The following is a 1,658-nucleotide window of genomic DNA, read 5'->3' as shown; positions in this document are numbered from 1 at the left end:
AACATCCTGTTTTTTAATATTGAATTTTTGATGCACGCAAAAAATCCACCAGTTTTGAATGGACTGATGGATTTTTTGTGATTCAGGTAAAGATTTCCTTTATTTCAAGGGATATATTCTCTTATTTTTCATTTATCAGCTTAATGATTCGCTTAAGGTTTACCGCAAATATAGCCATTGCCCCCTGCATCTCCATGTTAATGAGGCCTGATGATGACGCCGTATCATAACCATGCCTGTGCTTTAGCTCGCTGTTCTTTGCTTCTATCTTATAACGCTCCTTCATTTTTTCTTTGAAGTGTTCTGTTTCCTGAAACTCTGCCTGTTTACTGTGGGCATCGCTTTTGAGGGTTTCACTGTATGTTTTCTTTTTCGCACCTTCCTTATAACATCCATCCCTGTATGGGCAGCGTTTACATTTCTCAACGTCAAAATAGTGTGTCATGCGTGGATTTTTATTCTTCTTTTCTTTTTCACGCCTGTCCAGATATTTACGGACTGCCAGATGTCCTGCCTTACACTGGTACATTCCCGCGTCTTTATTAAATTCAAATTCATCCTCTTTTGTCCGGTTTCCCTGCGTAATGACGCCGTTCAGCCTGGAAATCAGTTCATAACCGCCGTCCTGCGCCGCTTCGATATTTTTCTGTTCGGAATAGGCTTTATCCCCGATCACCATTTCCACTTCCATTCCGGCTTCCCTGCTTTTGCGCACAAGTTCCGGCAGTTCTTTTCCATCTGTCTTTTCGCCGCTGGTGACAGTGGCTGCTGTAATGATGCGTTCCTCGCTCATTGCTATATGCGTCTTGTATCCGAAGAAAGCGGTATCGGCCGTTTTATGCCCTGTCTTTGCGTCTGCGTCTCTTGAAGTTTCGATATGTTCCAGGTCATCTTTTACGGATTCCTCCAATAAGTTCAGCCTTTCCTCTGCTTTAGGATAACTGCACAGGTCATCTTTTCCTTTGATAACCGAAATCAGGGCATGGCAGTATTCCAGCTCTTTTTCCAAAGAATCTTCGGTGTTTTTAGCTGGAAACAGTTTTTTCATTGATTCATCTATTTCATAAACAGCGCGCCGCAGTTTCTTTGACTGCTCCAGAAGCGCCTGCCTTGGCGTTTTCTGGTTGCGCCTTGATTTTGTATGGGTTGCATCCACAATAATGGACTTTGATTTTATAATGCCTTTTTCCAATGCAATCCGGACTGTTTTTGCAATCAGCATGTCTAACAAGTTCATATCTTTCAGGCGCAGCTTGCGGAATTTTGTCAGGGAGCTTGGGTTAATGACTGCCTCTTCCGGCGCCATGTCAAGAAAGTATTTGAAGGACATATCGTATTTGGAGCGTTCCACAACGTCAATATCAGATAAGTCATAAATAGATTTCAGGAGCAGGTATTTGAACATCCTGACAGGCGGAACTGCATTCCGTCCATTATTAAGACAATATTTATCAATAAGTTCTTCATAAATAAAACTGAAATCAACCAGTTCTTTCATCTGCCGGAGCAGGTTGTCTTTGGGAATGACTAATTCATATATGTCCATATATGGACTTAATACTAACTTCTGCTGTTGCTCAACCATGATACCACCGCCTGTATTTGATAATTATATTATACCAAATATAGGCGGTGGTATCTACTTTTTCAGCGGCCTC

General features: G+C 41.7%; 1 protein-coding gene. It reads right to left on the bottom strand.

The window, feature by feature from the left end; translation table 11 throughout:
• Positions 1-121 precede the first annotated feature (121 nt).
• Positions 122-1,585, bottom strand: coding sequence for an IS1182 family transposase (locus E5329_RS29000; protein ID WP_135992561.1), 1,464 nt, complete (start codon positions 1,583-1,585; stop codon positions 122-124).
• Positions 1,586-1,658: the final 73 nt, after the last annotated feature.

It is taken from the genome of Petralouisia muris, assembly GCF_004793545.1.
Lineage (GTDB): Bacteria > Bacillota > Clostridia > Lachnospirales > Lachnospiraceae > Petralouisia > Petralouisia muris.
This window is presented reverse-complemented; position numbering and strand designations above follow the sequence as displayed.